Genomic DNA, 13,540 nt, shown 5'->3' on the forward strand with positions numbered 1-13,540 from the left:
CGCCTACCTGTTCAGCCACGTCGCATCTCCGTCAAGCGGGCCATGGCCGCGTCGTAGGTCGCACGGTCGGGCACATCGCGCCGGCGGCTCTTCTCATCGGGGAACTTCATCGCCAGCATGGCCTGGAACTCCGTCATGCTCAGCGCCTCGGCATCGGCACTGGACAAGCCCAGATGCACCCGGGCCGCCGCGATGTATTCGGCTGCGTCGAAGCGTTCGCTGAACTGGCCGCCTCCGCCTTCTTCCGGCTTGGCTAGGCCGCAGATGCCGTGCTGCATAAGGTGCCGGGCGATGATGACCTGCTCCGATTCGGGCATGCCACCAGGCAGGTACTGCAGGCCGGCGCCGTCGGTGGGCGCCACGTCACCCAGCAGTGGCGTGGGGTCTTCCTGCTCGCACAGGCAGGCCAGCACGTAGCGCGCAGCGCGGCCGGCCACTGGCCCGTGCAGCTCCACATACAGGCTGACGATCTCCTCGGGCGAGCCGAGCGCGGCGATACGGGCGAAGCTGGGCAGGAAGGACCACTCACGGCCCTCCCCGTCCACCGCGCGCACGTAGCCGCACTCGACCAGCATCAGAGGTTGTAGAGCGTGGCCTCGACGCCAGCGCCACCCAGCAGATGCACGACGCCCTGCAGGTACAGGGAGATGCTCGACAACTGCACGGCACGCACGGCGCCGGCCGGGACCGCGATGGCGAAGCCGTTGCCCAGGTTGACCGAGCCGTAGCCGGGCAACACCGCAGAGGCTGCGTCGGCACCGTCAACGGTGACCGTGATGGCGCCTGCGGTCGGGTTGCGCAGCACCAGCAGTTGTTTGCGGGCCGAATCGTAGGTGATGGTGTCGTCGGAGGTGAGCACGGACGGCGCCGCGGCGAATGCGCCGACCTGGCGTGCGTCGATGGAGGCAATGGCTGCCATGAGGTTCTCCTTCCGGATCAGGCCGGGTTGTAGACGACGTTGCCGTTGGAGCTGGCGGACATGCTCCAGGTGGCTTCGTTGGAGTGCGGGCGGTCATCGGTCCATTCCTTCACGATGAAGGGGCCGGTCGTCGTGTCGCCATCGGGGTCGGTCATGCGCAGCCAGACCTTGGGCTGGTTGCCCGATGCGGAACTCGGCGAGATGACGTTCGCCTTGAATTCCTTCTGGTTGTAGACCTCGTTGTCGTAGCTCACGCCGTCGCCGGTGAACTCGACGTTCTTATAGGTAACGAGGCCGGTCTTCGTCTGACCAGGGCTCATGTCTCCCGTGGTGTCCACGGTGTCCCAGCTGGTCTTCATGGACTTGCCTCGCATCATGCCGAGGCGTTTGAAAACGAGGCCGGCAGGATTCGCGTCCTCCGCGGCGATGGCGTATTCGACGATGGTGTCGCGGCCGGTAAAAGCACCCATGATGGTCATCCTTCTGCGTTAGCGATGGTGTTGATGGAGAGATCCGATGCGGGGCGGCCGTCATCGGTGGACCAGAAGACCGGCTCGCCCGGCTGCAAGGAAACAAGGGCGCCGCTGCTTGTGGCCATGGCCGAAATCACGGCCTGGGCGGTCGTGTCGGGCAGCGTGGCGGGATCGGTGGAGCTGCCGATCAGCAGCAGCGTGAACTTCGGCTCGCGGACCAACGACGCCGGCAGCCCGCCGGCCGGCTTGATGACGGCGTAGCGGTCTGTCTTGGAGCCATCGACCCAGCGGCCGAACTGCAGGCGCCAGCCGGGCAGCAACGGCACGAGGAAAGCGCGGAGTGCGTCTGCGGGGCTCATGTGCGAATGGCTCCGGTGATGACGCCGCGAATGTTGGGCTCGGCCTTCTCGAAGCCGTGCTTCAAGAATTCTTTCTTGGCCGTCGCGCGCCGGAACTGCTGCTCGTGTTCCGGATCGTGGACCGGCAGCGCGTATTCGGCGGTGTAGCCCACCGTGCCGACAATGGCCGTGCCATCCTTGCGCACATCGCGGAACTGCGAATTCAGCAGGGTTGAGGTGTCGATTGGCGTCATCACCGAAGCCTCGGCCGCACCCAGCACGAGCGCCTGCGCCACACCGCGCGCGGCGCGCTGCTCGGTGCGCGTGACGAACTGCGGTAGCTTGTTGATGATCTTGGTAGCCATGCAAAGGCATGCTACGGAGGCCCGGCACGGGCTCAGGTCGAAACGCGGTAGTCGTCAGCGACACGGTCCAGCGTGTCGGCCCACCGCGTGACGGCACGCACCTCGAATGCGCCGGCCGTGACCGGGCTCTGCGACGTGGACTCGCCGATCAGGATCATGTCGCCCTGCTTGATGTCGGCGCGCTCGGTGAAGATGTGCTGGCGGGAGACGAACTCGATACCCTTGGCATCGGTCATGCGCACGGCCTCGGCGGTGTAGTCGCACGCCAGAACCTCGGGCGGGCCGTAGGTGATGGCACCCGTCCAGTCGTCGCGGCCCAGCAGTGGCCACAGCGTGGCGGTAGCCGTGTAGCTCCAGCTGGCGGCAGCGCTCATCAGCAGACCACCATCATCAGCGTGCCACCGGCAGGATCTGGGCCCACCAGCGCGGCGACGGTGCCGGCCTTGTCCAGGGCGGCGAGAGAGCGGCGCAACTGCGTGAGCGCGCCTTCCTCGTTCTTGAAGCTGCGGCTCGCGCCGCTGGGCGCCCCTTGTGACTGAATCCGACGTGGAGCGCCGGCCGCGGCGATGAGAGCGACCGCGTAGGTCTGCACCAGCAGGCGCGTCTGCTCGCTGTAGCCGGCATCCACCATGGCCTGCTCTGCCGTGGCCACCTGGGCGACAGCGGCATCCACCAAAAATCCGGGCACCGAGATGCCCAGGGCTTCCGACAGGTACTGCTGCGCCTGGGTGTCCGTGATCACTTCGAGGCCTTGCCCTTCGCTGCAGCGGCCTTGGCGTCGGCCAGCTTCTTGCGCAGCTCTTCGACGTCGGACGCGCCCGGCACGACTCCGGCAGACACCGCGACAGCGGGCGCTTCGTAGATGTGGTCCACCTGCGCGTCGTCAGCCACCTCGGAGCACTTACCCAGCGCCCAGGCCGGCACGGCGCCGTCGAAGGCGACCACATCGCCCACCTTGGCCCCTTCGGGCCAGGGCGCCTTGAGATGCGTGATCTTCACGTTCATGGCGCCGATCCTCAGGCCTGAGTGCCGTGCAGGAAGGCCGACTGGCCGGCGTAGTCGCTGCGGAACTGCGGAGCAGCTGCAGCCATCACGCCGAACAGGTAGTCGTCCTCGGGCTCGATGCGGGTCTTCGGACGGGTGGTCATCGGCATGGCCGACAGGATGCCGCCCCACTCGCCGCCGGACAGGTCCACGATGCCCAGCACCTCGTTCGGCGGCACCGATGCCACCGGGACGATCTCGGCGATTTGGTTCACCGCGCGCAGGCGCTCCAGGATCGTGCCGCTGTAGTTGGCGGCGTAGTCCGTGGTGTCGGCGGCGGTGTAGTCGGCCTGGTTGACGAACAGCGTGAGTTGCCCGTACTGGTTGTCGGCCAAGGCGGCGGAGATGGCCTGCTTCACCATGGCCAGCCACTGTGCCCCCGTCGCGGTGGCCAGGGTCAGGCCGTGCACGAAGGTGTTGCGCTGGGGCAGGTTGCGCAGACCGTAGATGATGTTGCCATCGACATTGATGCCCGACAGGCCGTTCAGGACCATGTCCTCCAGCTTCTCGGCCACCTTGCGCTGGTGGTTGGCGATGGTGGCGGTGTCGATCATGGCGCCACCCTTGCGGATGACTTCCATCTGGCGCCAGCCGAAACGAGCGGTGGACGTCAGGATCGGCACAGGCGTGCCGACGAACTTCATGACAGCCTGATCGGCCTTGCCGGCGTTGCGACCGTCCATCGTCACCAGCACTTCGCCGCTGTCGCTGACCTGCGGGTAGTAGTTGACGATGTCGGCGATGCCGACCGGGATGGTGCTGGCGGCGGCCAGACGGCTGAACATCACCAGCCGCGACCGCGCGATCTGCTGCGCGCGCGTGTCGATGCGACGCCATGCATCGAGGGGGATGGCCAGGGAGTTGCCTTCCAGGCCGGCGACAGCTTCAGCCGCACGGGCAGTTGCGCGCTGGTTGAACTGGCGACGCGCAGCCATGACGGCCTGCTGCTGCTCGTTGGTAAAAATCAGCATGGGTCCCTCCGTTATGCCTTGGTGTATGCGTTGGCCCAAACCACGTCGCAGAGATCCCCTGCGGCTGCGGTCTTGGCGGCTTGGTCGAAATGCGCGACCACGATGCCGCCGGATGCGGCGGCGGTGAGCCGGCCAGCGGCGCCCACGGTAAGTTCCTGACCCGGCGTGTAGGAACCTGCGGCCATGGCGCACAGGAACTCGTCATCGGGCTTGGGCAGGTAGGCCACGCCGGATTCGCCCGAGGTGTAGGGGGTCAGCAGCGGGTCGGTGGACAGGTTGATGCCGCCGGGGCTGTAGTAGTCCCGATCGCCCAGCACTGCGAGCCGGCCGCCGCTCACGGCAGTGGCTTGCGTCAGCTGCGTGGCGCCGATGAATACCGCCGTGCCGGGCAGCAGCGCGCCGGAGACGGTCTTGTCGGTGATGGTGCGCGGGCGCGGGACGCCGCTGCCGGTGCGAAAGATTCGATTTGCCATGGCGCGCCTCCTTAGGGCAACTTGTTGAGGTCGTAGCCGGCGAACTCGTCGGCGTTGCCGCCGCCGCTGTTGCCCACCACCACCGGGGCGGCCTTGGCCTTCAGCTCGCGCAGGCGAACCACGGGCATGGCCTTGAAGTCGTCAGCCGTCAGCGAGCTGTTGACGGCCAGTTCGGTGGCCAGCTTGTCGCGCTCGGCGTTCTCGGCGGCGGTCTTCTCGCCTTCCAGTTCGGCGATGCGCGAATTCGCAGCGGTCAGCTTGTCCTCGGCGGGCTTGCGCGCCAGCGAGTTGTAGGCGGCCAGCAGCTGGGTATCGTCCAGCCCTGCCGTGGTGATGCCGGCGGCGTTCAGCGCGGCGAGGATGTGGTCTTTCACGGGATCACCTTTCTCCTGGTTGATGGTGACGGGCTCATAGGAAACCTGCCGAACGACTTCAACAGGATCTCCGAGCCATGCTACGGAGCCGTTTTCGCTGGTGTGGTATTCCTGGCGCCACAGCTTGCCGGCCTCGTCGGTCCAGATGGCATAGGAGGCAAACACCTCGCGGATCCATGCGCCCTGGGGCAGGCCAACGCGCAGGCCGTCATAGATCTGGTCGAAGCTGATGTCCTTGTTCCCGAACAGGCTGCGCAGCCAGCCGATGGCACCCTCGTAGCGGCGGTCGGCTGGCTCGGCGTTGACCTCGACCACCTCGACCTCTTCCTGGGCGCCCTCGGCGTTCAGGAACATGCCCACGCCCTCGGCCGGCGTGCCGGCGCCCTTCTCGTTGAGCAGGATCGCAAGATGGTCGTACTGCAGCTGGGTGGCGATGCGCGTGTACTTCTTGCCCCGGCTTTCGCCATTGGCCGTGATGGGCACCAGCAGCAAGCCCGTGCTGACGTTGATCGGGTCGGCGTTCGTTCCCGCGATGGCCGCATCCAGGCGCTCGATCAGGCGCTGGCCGTCGGGGTGGCCCTTGGCCTGGGCCTCGTTGACGTGAATGTCCACCAGCGTCCGGCCGCCCTCGTGCCTGGCGTTCTTGCACACGGCGCCGATGAAGCTGGCGAGCAGCGCATCCGCGTTCGTGGCGCTGATGAAGGTGCCGTCGGCGTTCTTCGGGTGGCCGGCTGGCGCAATGCGGCCCTCCATCGTCGGCGCTCCTGCGGCGAGCTGGTCGGCCGGGTACAGGGTGGAGTTCATCACGATGTCGTCCACCGCGCCGCAGACGTCGCGGATCACGTACTTAGCGCCGGACTTGCTGACGTTCGCCGCATTGACGACGCTCAGCATGTGGACGCGCTTTTTCTTGGTTGCCATGGCATCTCCGCTTTGGGTATGCCAGACGATGCTAGGGAGGCGCTGGGCGTCCGATCAACGTCGTGATTTCATGGCTTCAAGACGACAGAAAACCCTTGCAAAACTCCCATTTCGGGAGTAATATTGCATCCATGGTGATCGAAATAGATCGCCACCGAGTCCAGGCGGTTACCTGGCGTTCCACGCGGAGCACACATCATGCAAGTTTTCATCGCCAACATCGCCGGCCGCGAATCCCTCAACGCCAAGGCCGCAGCCCTGGGCCTCAAGGCCGGCGAAATCAACAACGGCGGCCGTGGCGGCGTCCCTGCCATCGGCGGCAACACCTACGCGCACAAAGACGCAATCAAGGCTGCCGGCGCCCGCTGGCATGGCGTCTGCAAGGTTTGGGCTTTTGAGAGCCAAGCCGCCCTTGAATCTGCCATTGATTCCATCGGCAACTGAACAACCCTGCGCCCGGCGGGGTGCGTATTGGAGAAAATCATGGGATTGCAAATCGACACTTCCGGCTGGGTCTTGCTGGACGGAAAGGACACCGGCTTGGCAGTCGGGCAGCGGCAGCACGGCACGGTGCTGTACACGCGCGAAAAACCGCATCGGCAAGTCGTCGTGGACGGCGCGCTTGTGTGGGCCGAACCCGTCAGATACGCAGAGCACAAGCTGCCGCATGCACGTTACATGCTGGGCAGCGACAGCCCGATCACCAAGCCGGGCGTGGCAACCCGGGCGCAATTTGAGGCAGATGTACGCGCTCTTCTGGCGGCACGTCTCTAAAAAGAAACGTCCGGAATGCCAGGGGCCCCATTTGTTGCCGGCAGCTTTCGCCTCGCCTTGTTGGCCGCCCAGCATTAGCAGGGCAGGAACCACACGTATAGATTTGGTCCTAAATTATGCACGCTGATCCAACTCTACTCATTTTGAGCCCACCATCCCCGGCCGATGTGAAGCAGGCCCGCGATTCTGCTGGGCTGACGATCAAGCGGGCCGCCTCGCTTGCCGGATCGCCTAACGCACGCGCGTGGTTGCGCTATGAATCTGCCGAGCGGCAGATGGGTGCTGATCGTTGGGCGCTGTTTTTGCTAGCACTGGATCAGCATCCACACTACAAGCTGGAGGCCCGCAGGTGAAGCCCGATAATTTGCGCTCTTGGCAGACCCGAATGGGCTACAGCTACGCCCAGGCCTGCAAGGCCTTAGGGGTAGGTAGCTCGACCTATGCTCGTATGCTTGCGGGCGGGGCAAAGATCGACCTGCGCACTGCGCTTGCCTGCTCTGCGCTGGCCTCCGGCTTGAGACCGTGGCCATGCGGGCAGCTAGACTCCCGCGATGCCCAAGCGCCAGCGCACCAAGCCGACAGCCAAGCCACCGCTGGCCCCGCCCCTCACCATCCTTGAGGAGGCAACGCCGCCAGCCGTGCGCCTGATGCTGCAGCGCAGGGCCGAAGAAGCTGAGCGGCAACGCAAGCTCGACCCGCGCGACCTGGTGAACCCGCCGCACAAGGCCAAGCCCTGGGAAATCACTTCTTGAGGTAGCGCGACTGCCAGGCGGCCTTCTCGTTCGCCATGGCCGATTGCAGCGACTTCGTCAGGATGGGCTTGCCGTCCTCATCAAGCAAGCACTCGGTCTGGCTACAGTGACACCTATATCGATTCCCGCCCTGTGAGTAGAACTGGCGCACCTGCTCAGTGGTCCGCACCTGTCCATTCAGCGCCGCATGCCATGGCCTGGTCGTCGGCAGTAGAGCCGACGTCCACAGCAATCCGAGCCGCAGGCCCAGCTCCTCCTCCGCCCGGTCCGCCTCCGCCCACCTGGCCTCCCGCAGCGTGCCCGTGACATCCGTCTGCGCGAAATTCTCGGCCCGAGACTTGCTCACCGCCAGCTTCTCCGCGATCTCCTTGCGAACCGCGCGCGGGTTTTTCCCATCGACCACGGCGCGGCCAATGATCTGGGCGAGGTCGGCTTTCTGCTGGGCGGCAAGCCCGGTCCAATGCTCTTTGCTGGCCAGCTGCGCCATGGCCAGCCGGTTGCGGTAGGGCTCGCTGTAGATCACCTGGGCCAGCGTGCGCGAGGCGGCGTAGGTGGTGGACAGCGCGGTGAGGTTCGCCACGGTCTGCGCGGTGCCCAGTTGCGAGGCCTCGGCCACGTAGCGGTCCCACCAGAATGCGTACTGTGGATCGCGGCCATCTGCCATCCAGCGCTCCACGGCCTGGCGTAGGTCGTCGGAGAGGCGCTGCAGCTGCTCCGGCGTCATGGCGTAGATGTCGCGCGGCGGGGGCGCGGGCAGCGGCGGCAGGGCGGGAAGATCGTTGCCGGTCAGCCTCGGAATCGCGTCGAAGAGCGCCACCACGTCCCGCTGCAGGCCGGCGTACCGGCGGCGGATGTCGGCCAGGGCCCGGCGCATGATGCCGCCGGTGCCGGTGCGGTCCCGGAGGTTGCCGGGAATCATGGGATTCTTCGGACGGTCAGCCATGCCCATCCAGATCCACCGGCTCGCCCTTGATGTCGTCCAGCACCGGCTTGCCGGCGGCGCGCGCCGCCAGTAGATCGGCGTGCGTCATGAAACGCGCGGGCACCTTCGGGTCATCGCCTTCCGGCTGCACCAGCACCCCATAGTCCATGCCCGGGCCGTCGCCCCTCATGTCCTCTTCCGTCCAGCAGCGGCAGCCTGGCCGCCAGCCCCAGTTCTGCGCGCCGCACTTACGGCAGCGGCAGCCGCGGCAAAGCACCATGACGATCTCGCCGGTCCGCGCCCGGCGCATGAGCGTGGCGCGGCGATGGGAGAACTCGTCTCCGTCAGGCGGGCACGGCAGGCCGGCCATACCAGCATCGTGCCCGCGCCGGCACCGCCCTATGCCCTCTCGCATGGCTGGCGTTTCCCACTCGGCGCCGAGGGCGAGCGGCGCACCCAATGCCGGCTCAGCCATGGCTCGGCCCCTCGGCGGGGTTGGTCACGAAAACCGGCGTTGTGACCTCGGCCACAGCAGCGGCCCGGATGGTCGCCGCTACCTCTTCCAGCTCCGGCAGGTACGGGTGGCGCTCGATGTCCGCCGACACGACTTCGCGCCTGATGAAGTCGGCGTACTGCTCCAGGAAGTCGGCAGCGCGGGAAAGATCGACCTTCCCCATCGCCTCGCGGCGCTTCTGGCGGCATGACAGGATTGCCTCGACCTCGCGGCGTGTTTGGCGCGGGTCAGCCATGGGGCGCCTCCTTGCCGGAACTCATGGCAGTTTCGACCGCTGCGGCAGCCAAGGACGTCACACTCATGCCGAGCGCGAGAGACAGCCGGGCGCATGTCACGATCCCGGGATTCGGGTTGCGGCCGGACTCCAGCCCGTGCAGGTGGCTCTTTGACAGGCCCGCGGCATCGCCGACCTCTTCGAGCGTGAGGCCGAGCGCGGTGCGTCGGCTCTTGAGCAGGTCGCCGAGCGTCATGCTCCCTCCTTGCTGGAACTGGCGCGGGCAGCGTCAATGGCTGCGTCCACCTCGGCCGGCGTGTAGCGCACGCCATCGAACTCAATGGGCACGCTCAGGTAGAAGTTGTGCGGAGGCACGCTGACGTCGCGCAGCCAGCGATACCGGGCCGCGTCCAGTGCGTCCGTCGCAGGCACAGTGCTCGCACCGGAGCCCTGGATCAGCTGGCCCAGCAGCGCGCCCGCGGCCTTGACGGCGGCCACGCGCTCATCTTCGGCCTTGTGAAGCGCCGGGTAGTGGCCGGCCATGGACTGGTGGTAGCTCTCTGCCTCTGCGGCCAGAGTGTCATGGCTGATGTCCAGCGCCTCGGCCAGCGTGCGGGCCTGCTCCAGGGTCAGGGTGATGCCCGGGACGGTGGGCACAGGGATACGCTTCCAGCCCGGGTCGTCGTCTTCGTCCCCCTCCTCGCGTGCCCATTCAATGCGCGGCGCGGTCCACTTCTCGATCACACCAGCCGGGCCGACCTTGAGGATGATGTAGTCCCCATAGCCGTCGTCGCCGTGACACAGGAAGTCGCTCGGCACGTAGAAGCCAGTCCACTTGGCAATCCGGCGGCGCTCGGCGTCCAGCAGCCAGTATTCGCCAGCGTCACAGACCTTGTAGTGAACGTCGGCCTCGGTGCCGGCCGGCCAGTCCATTACCTGACCATCTGACAAACGGATGACGGGGCACCAGAGCGCTTCACGCTTGAAGGGGATCAGGCTGCCGTCGGCATCCTCGGCGCCGTTGACGGCGGCGTCTTCCCAGTAGCGCACTTCGGCGCTGACTTCGATGTATGCCGGCACACCGGCGGATTGGGTTTGGTTCAAGGCAAGCTCCTTGCACAGCACAACGAAGGCGGCAGGCTTGCTTAAGGCTCTTCGGGGGCGACCCTATCCGCCCCAGCAATGCTAGGAAGACGCTGGCGGTGCAGAGGGATCGTTTTGCGCGTCCATCGCGGGATCGCCCTCGGCGGGCAGGTCCATCTCAGCAATGGGCTCGAAGCCCGCGACCTTGCGCAGTTCGTTGATGCTGAAGAGCGGCTGGCCTTGCCCGGACTGGAAGCTCTGCTGCATGGCAGTAGTCATCTTTTGGAGAAGCTCCACCTTGTCCTTGTCGCTTGGGGCATCAACGGGTGGCCACTCGATCTCGAAATCGCCCTTTTCGATCACGCCGCAGGTCTGCATGCGCCGGATGAACTGCTCTAGCATCGGGGTGAGTTCATTCGCCTGCCGGGAGGAACAGCGCGCGGCGAAGTCCTGGCGGTCCTGATCGGAGGCCAAGCGCCCCGTCTGCTGGCCGAAGAGCACCACGAACGGAATGCGCACCGAAGCGGCAAACAGGTTGGCCGCAATCTCAAACTGCGGCGACAGGTCCGACACCTGCGTTTGCAGCGTCTCGGCCTTGCCGCCCTGCAGGACAATGCTGGCATCTTGGTTGCGGTTCAGACTGCGCGTCTGCTCTTCGTGGGCTTCGCGCACCGATTTCTGGGAGACGCTGCCGTCGGGGTTGGTGGTGGTGATGGCTTGCACCGAAGCCGTTGGGTCGTACTGGAATACCACGGTGCGCGCCGAGTTCTTCAGCGCCGACTCTGCCCCGCCGCCGCTCAGCTTCTCGATGTCCACGAGGCTGTTGAATCCGGCCTGCAGCAGCGGCACGCCGTCGAACATATCACCCACACTGCCCTCGGCCAGGATCTGGACGCGGGAGGGATGCACGTCCAGCCAGTCTTCAGGCTTGGCCTGCGTGTCCGCCGTCGCGTTGGGCGAACGGGTGCGGATCTGGAACATGGCCGGCTGGCCATAGTTCTCGTCGGCCTTGTCCTCGATCCAGCGCTCCACCCTGATCTGATCTTCGAACACCGGTGCGAGGTCCACCAGCTCCGTCGCGGTGCCCAGCGGCTCACGCAGCTCTTTGCCGTCGCGCACGCGGTAGATGAGCGCCGCATACCGGCCCACCATGTTCCGGCGGTCGAAGTCCCGCAGCTTCTGCCAGGCCGCCACCTTGCGCAGCGTGGCGCCGACCTTCTTCTCCCACTCGGTTTCCTTGTCCTGGGCCGGCTGTTTGATGCGGGGCAGCGCCTGCCAGCACTTTTCGAGCAACTTGTGGACGGCGCCATGGCCGGCCCCGCCACGGTCATAGGCCAGCTTGAAGTCGGCGAAGTTCAGCTGCTGCTTGTAGCCGTACTGGCTCCATGCTGTCGGGCGCTTGGCGTCCAGGCCAACGCCCAGCAGCAATTCGGCGCGGGCGGCCTGCATCTCGTAGGAGTTGACGATGATCTGATCGGGCATGCGACCATGCTAGGAAGGGGTCAAGCGAAGATGCCGGCTGTCGGGTTCAGTAGTTGGTTGAACGCCCGGGCCGCTGCATCGACCTGATCGTCGTACTTCCCATAAGGGAACAGCCGGCCTTCGTCCGTGAATGGCTTGTTCCAGGGGCCGCGCACCATCACCACGTTGCCGGCGTTGATCTGGCTGGCGAGCGGCGTTGCCCGCGTCACCTTGTCGCCTGTCTCAGGGCTGAAGTGGACGGCATGGCCGGCCAGCAAACGAGCGAAGGAAAGGACTTGCGACTTTCCGGCCTGGCCCGGGTCCTGCGGCAAGCTCTGCTTGAGGCTGCGGCCGTCAGCGGTGGCGGTGTTCTTAATCAGCGCGTCCCGGCGGTCAGTTTGCAACTGGTCGCGCACCACGTCGGCGATGACGAAGCGGCCGTCCGCCATGCGCCCAACCTTCACTCCTGCCGTGTAGTCGCCCTTGTCGGATGCTCCAAGGTCCCAGCCTCGGCACCACTCGACCACACTTGCCGGCACCGCATCCACGATCTCCATCATGTCTGGCTTGATGACCCCTCCCGCCGGTGGTGCCGGGCGTTGGCGGTACTGGCCGGCGAAGACGTAGGGCGCAGCCTGCTCCATCCGCCGCAGGGTCTCGGCGTCATGCTTCTCGGGCCACAGCGGCGTGCCGTCGTCGTTCCATACCGACAGGCGCAGCATCTCCCACACCTCGCCATTGCCCCCCGCCACGGCCGGCCCGTTGCCGTCGGTGCCACGGTCGCCCAGCAGCCAGCCCGCCAGGTCATCCTCGTGCAGCCGCTGCATGATCACGATGATGGGCGTGTCCGGGCTGTTCTTGCGGCTCTCCAGCGTGTTCTGGAACCAGTCGATCACGCCCTTGCGGATCGTGTCCGATGTGGCCTCGTCCGCCTTGTGCGGGTCATCGATGATGATCGCGCCGCCGAAGCCATCCCGGTGCTTGCCAGCGCCGAAGCCGGTGATCGTGCCGCCGGTGCCGGTGGCATACATCACGCCGCCCACGCTGGTCTTCCAGTGGTGCTGGGCGTCGCTCGCCAGTTGCAGCTCGGGGAAGATCTCGCGGTACGCTTCGTGCAGCACCAGCCCGCGCACATTCGTGCTGTTGTTCGTGGCCAGGGCGCTGGAGTAGCTGGCGTGGATGAACTCGCAGTCCGGCACCTTGCCCATGCACCAGGCGATGAAGTTCACCACGGCCAGTTCGGTCTTGGAGTACCGCGGCGGGATGTTGATCACCAGGCGCTTGCACTCGCCCTGGAAAACGCGCATCAGCGCATCGCAGATCAGCTGGTGGTGCCTGGCGCGCTGCCACATGAACCCCTTGCGCTGCAGGAACATCCAGCGCGAGAAGCTGTACAGGTCCTCACGCGCCCAGCCCACGGCCGCCAGCCGCTCGGCAGGGCTAAAACTTGGCCTGGACACTCTCCACCACTTCCTTCAGCTGCTCGGGCGTCACGTTGGTGTTCACCGTAGCCAGCGGCTGGCCACCCTTGCCGGTGAGCTCTCGCCGGTTGGTGAAGGCCCCGCCCAGTTCCTTGGCTGCCTGCTCGAGGATGGAGGTGACCATGGCGGCATTGCCCCGCTGGTCGGCCCGCTCCAGGTTCCGCTGCAGCACCCGCAGGCGGTAGGCCTGCTGGGCGATCGGAATGCCGCTCACGTCCGCCAGGAACTGCTCGCGCGTGGACTCGAAGATCGCCCGCAGCTTCTTGCTCAGGTTCACTCCCGTTGCCTTCGTCGGGTCGTAGTTCGCCACCTGCTGCCGGGTGATCGTCAGCCCGAATTCCTCCTTTACCTGGGAGGCGACCTGCGTGGGGGTGTCGAAACACGCCAGGGCTTGCACGATGGCGATCTTGACGGGGTCGGTCAGCGTCGCCATGTCGAAGCCTCCGTATTACGCGGGTACA

At 66.1% G+C, this 13,540-nt stretch carries 23 protein-coding genes; 4 read left to right on the plus strand and 19 right to left on the minus strand.

The genetic code is table 11. From position 1 onward, the window contains the following. Positions 1-11 precede the first annotated feature (11 nt). The 11 genes from AC3A84_RS13790 to AC3A84_RS13840 are packed head-to-tail and all read right to left on the minus strand — an operon-like array spanning position 12 to position 5,878. A complete protein-coding gene (locus AC3A84_RS13790; RefSeq protein WP_487970302.1) occupies positions 12-575 on the minus strand; it encodes a DUF6246 family protein in 564 nt (187 codons plus the stop codon). Then, a complete protein-coding gene (locus tag AC3A84_RS13795) occupies positions 575-919 on the minus strand; it encodes a hypothetical protein (RefSeq protein ID WP_487970304.1) in 345 nt (114 codons plus the stop codon). Before AC3A84_RS13795 ends, AC3A84_RS13790 begins: the two co-directional genes overlap by 1 nt. Positions 920-936: 17 nt before the next feature. Next, positions 937-1,389, minus strand: a complete 453-nt coding sequence (locus AC3A84_RS13800) for a phage tail tube protein (protein ID WP_487970306.1) — start codon at positions 1,387-1,389, stop codon at positions 937-939. A gap of 5 nt (positions 1,390-1,394) precedes the next feature. Further along, complete coding sequence (locus tag AC3A84_RS13805; RefSeq protein ID WP_487970308.1) at positions 1,395-1,751, minus strand: phage tail termination protein; 357 nt, start codon at positions 1,749-1,751, stop codon at positions 1,395-1,397. Further along, complete coding sequence (locus AC3A84_RS13810) at positions 1,748-2,095, minus strand: hypothetical protein (RefSeq protein ID WP_487970309.1); 348 nt, start codon at positions 2,093-2,095, stop codon at positions 1,748-1,750. Before AC3A84_RS13810 ends, AC3A84_RS13805 begins: the two co-directional genes overlap by 4 nt. 32 nt (positions 2,096-2,127) lie before the next feature. Further along, positions 2,128-2,469 carry a hypothetical protein gene (locus AC3A84_RS13815; RefSeq protein WP_487970311.1) on the minus strand — a complete coding sequence of 114 codons (342 nt, stop codon included), beginning with the start codon at positions 2,467-2,469 and terminating at the stop codon, positions 2,128-2,130. Then, positions 2,469-2,837 carry a DUF7370 family protein gene (locus AC3A84_RS13820; protein ID WP_487970313.1) on the minus strand — a complete coding sequence of 123 codons (369 nt, stop codon included), beginning with the start codon at positions 2,835-2,837 and terminating at the stop codon, positions 2,469-2,471. The genes AC3A84_RS13815 and AC3A84_RS13820 overlap by 1 nt, the downstream gene beginning before the upstream one ends. Further along, the gene (locus AC3A84_RS13825) at positions 2,834-3,100 is read right to left on the minus strand and encodes a hypothetical protein (RefSeq protein ID WP_487970315.1); all 267 of its coding nucleotides are present in this window, start codon (positions 3,098-3,100) and stop codon (positions 2,834-2,836) included. Before AC3A84_RS13825 ends, AC3A84_RS13820 begins: the two co-directional genes overlap by 4 nt. An 11-nt stretch (positions 3,101-3,111) precedes the next feature. After that, entirely contained in the window at positions 3,112-4,110 is a 999-nt protein-coding gene (locus AC3A84_RS13830) for a major capsid protein (protein ID WP_487970317.1), read from the minus strand. A gap of 11 nt (positions 4,111-4,121) precedes the next feature. Beyond that, positions 4,122-4,583 (minus strand): hypothetical protein, encoded by a 462-nt coding sequence (locus AC3A84_RS13835; protein ID WP_487970318.1) that lies wholly within the window; start codon positions 4,581-4,583, stop codon positions 4,122-4,124. 11 nt (positions 4,584-4,594) lie between these two features. Further along, entirely contained in the window at positions 4,595-5,878 is a 1,284-nt protein-coding gene (locus AC3A84_RS13840; RefSeq protein WP_487970320.1) for a hypothetical protein, read from the minus strand. Positions 5,879-6,076: 198 nt separating this feature from the next. Here AC3A84_RS13840 and AC3A84_RS13845 point away from each other — a divergent pair, with 198 nt between their 5' ends. The 4 genes from AC3A84_RS13845 to AC3A84_RS13860 all read left to right on the plus strand — a co-directional run bounded on the left by AC3A84_RS13845 (position 6,077) and on the right by AC3A84_RS13860 (position 7,404). Continuing rightward, positions 6,077-6,322, plus strand: coding sequence for a hypothetical protein (locus tag AC3A84_RS13845; protein WP_487970322.1), 246 nt, complete (start codon positions 6,077-6,079; stop codon positions 6,320-6,322). A 39-nt stretch (positions 6,323-6,361) separates the two neighbouring features. Then, positions 6,362-6,652, plus strand: coding sequence for a hypothetical protein (locus tag AC3A84_RS13850; protein ID WP_487970324.1), 291 nt, complete (start codon positions 6,362-6,364; stop codon positions 6,650-6,652). Positions 6,653-6,819: 167 nt separating this feature from the next. After that, entirely contained in the window at positions 6,820-7,005 is a 186-nt protein-coding gene (locus AC3A84_RS13855; RefSeq protein ID WP_487970326.1) for a hypothetical protein, read from the plus strand. Positions 7,006-7,203: 198 nt separating this feature from the next. Continuing rightward, the gene (locus AC3A84_RS13860) at positions 7,204-7,404 is read left to right on the plus strand and encodes a hypothetical protein (RefSeq protein ID WP_487970327.1); all 201 of its coding nucleotides are present in this window, start codon (positions 7,204-7,206) and stop codon (positions 7,402-7,404) included. Here AC3A84_RS13860 and AC3A84_RS13865 read toward each other — a convergent pair. The 8 genes from AC3A84_RS13865 to AC3A84_RS13900 form a co-directional block, all read right to left on the minus strand. After that, positions 7,394-8,323, minus strand: coding sequence for a phage minor head protein (locus AC3A84_RS13865; protein WP_487970329.1), 930 nt, complete (start codon positions 8,321-8,323; stop codon positions 7,394-7,396). The genes AC3A84_RS13860 and AC3A84_RS13865 overlap by 11 nt on opposite strands. Positions 8,324-8,339: 16 nt before the next feature. After that, positions 8,340-8,696: a hypothetical protein gene (locus tag AC3A84_RS13870; RefSeq protein ID WP_487970331.1), complete on the minus strand. Its 357-nt coding sequence runs from the start codon at positions 8,694-8,696 to the stop codon at positions 8,340-8,342. A gap of 97 nt (positions 8,697-8,793) precedes the next feature. Then, positions 8,794-9,075, minus strand: a complete 282-nt coding sequence (locus AC3A84_RS13875) for a hypothetical protein (RefSeq protein WP_487970333.1) — start codon at positions 9,073-9,075, stop codon at positions 8,794-8,796. Beyond that, complete coding sequence (locus AC3A84_RS13880) at positions 9,068-9,310, minus strand: helix-turn-helix domain-containing protein (RefSeq protein ID WP_487970335.1); 243 nt, start codon at positions 9,308-9,310, stop codon at positions 9,068-9,070. The genes AC3A84_RS13875 and AC3A84_RS13880 overlap by 8 nt, the downstream gene beginning before the upstream one ends. After that, positions 9,307-10,158: a hypothetical protein gene (locus AC3A84_RS13885; RefSeq protein WP_487970337.1), complete on the minus strand. Its 852-nt coding sequence runs from the start codon at positions 10,156-10,158 to the stop codon at positions 9,307-9,309. The genes AC3A84_RS13880 and AC3A84_RS13885 overlap by 4 nt, the downstream gene beginning before the upstream one ends. Before the next feature lie 81 nt (positions 10,159-10,239). Further along, positions 10,240-11,619, minus strand: a complete 1,380-nt coding sequence (locus AC3A84_RS13890) for an anti-CBASS protein Acb1 family protein (protein WP_487970339.1) — start codon at positions 11,617-11,619, stop codon at positions 10,240-10,242. 20 nt (positions 11,620-11,639) lie between these two features. Continuing rightward, a complete protein-coding gene (gene terL, locus AC3A84_RS13895) occupies positions 11,640-13,058 on the minus strand; it encodes a phage terminase large subunit (protein WP_487970341.1) in 1,419 nt (472 codons plus the stop codon). Then, positions 13,039-13,512 (minus strand): DUF2280 domain-containing protein, encoded by a 474-nt coding sequence (locus AC3A84_RS13900; protein WP_487970343.1) that lies wholly within the window; start codon positions 13,510-13,512, stop codon positions 13,039-13,041. Before AC3A84_RS13900 ends, terL begins: the two co-directional genes overlap by 20 nt. Positions 13,513-13,540 lie beyond the last annotated feature (28 nt).

The organism is Paracidovorax sp., from assembly GCF_057642795.1.